Annotated in this window: 1 protein-coding gene; it reads left to right on the top strand. The window is 37.3% G+C overall.

The window, feature by feature from the left end; translation table 11 throughout:
• Nucleotides 1-226 precede the first annotated feature (226 nt).
• On the top strand, nucleotides 227-1,172 hold a 946-nt coding region (locus G5V56_RS12270; RefSeq protein ID WP_206285901.1), incomplete at its 3' end, for a transposase.

Raw genomic sequence — 1,172 nt, 5'->3', positions numbered from 1 at the left:
TCGTATCTTAAAGTACTGATAATCAATACTTATTTCTATGGATTTTATTAATGGATTCAACAGAAACCAATTACTAATGATGGATTTTGAATCTGCTGTTAGACAAGATTCTTGGGCACGAATTGTAGATTTGTTTGTGGATATGTTACCCATGGACGCATTAGGTTTTATCGATGTACTAAGACAAGAGGGAAGACCTCCCTATCGGTCGGCTGATTTACTGAAATTGTACATCTACGGTTACAAAAATCAATTACGCTCATCACGTAAATTAGAACAGGCCTGCCTAGTAAATATTGAAGTCATTTGGCTTCTAAAAGGATTGAACCCATCGGCTAGAAAAATAGCATACTTCAGAAAAAACAATTCCCAGGCCTTCAAACAAGCGTTTCGGTATTTTGTAAAACTGCTCAAAGAAATCGATCTAATTGATGGACAAACCATCGCCATAGACTCCTTTAAAATTAGAGCCCAGAACAGCTTGAAAAACAATTTCAATGAAAAAAAGATAGACCGCCACATGGATTATATCGACACCAAAATCAAAGAATATGAACAACAGCTAGACCTAGAGGATGCGTTAGAAAAGAAAGAAGAAACACAAAAGAAGATAGCTTACCAAAACAATAAAAAGGACAATTATAATCAGATCAGAAAGCAACTTGAAGCAAGTGGAGAATCGCAGATTAGCTTGACTGATCCAGACGCTCGAAGTGTGGTGCTACATCGCAATATCATCAATGTCGGTTATTGTGTGCAAGCAGGATGCGACAGTAAACACAAGCTCTTTGTAAACAATGATACCGGAACGGTAAACGACACACATGCACTATCATCAATGGCATTGAATGCCAAAGAATTATTGGGAGTCCAAACCATGGATGTTATAGCAGACAAAGGATACACCACAGGAAAACAAATTGACATTTGTTCGAAAAACGGACTCACTACTTTCTGCTCGCCAAAAGAACATTCTTCACAGAAAAATGGATTGTATGATATGCAGATATTTAAGTACGATTCTCAACAAGATACCTATACCTGCCCTAACAACGAAACACTAACTACCAACGGTACCATTTACAATAAAAACAACCACAAAGTAAAACATTACAAAAACCGCCAAGCCTGTAAAACCTGTAGGCTAAGAAGTCAATGCACGACCAACAAAA

This window comes from Yeosuana marina (genome assembly GCF_011762485.1).
GTDB lineage: Bacteria > Bacteroidota > Bacteroidia > Flavobacteriales > Flavobacteriaceae > Yeosuana > Yeosuana marina.
Note: the sequence above shows the minus strand (reverse complement) of the source record. Positions and strands in the feature narration are given on the sequence as shown.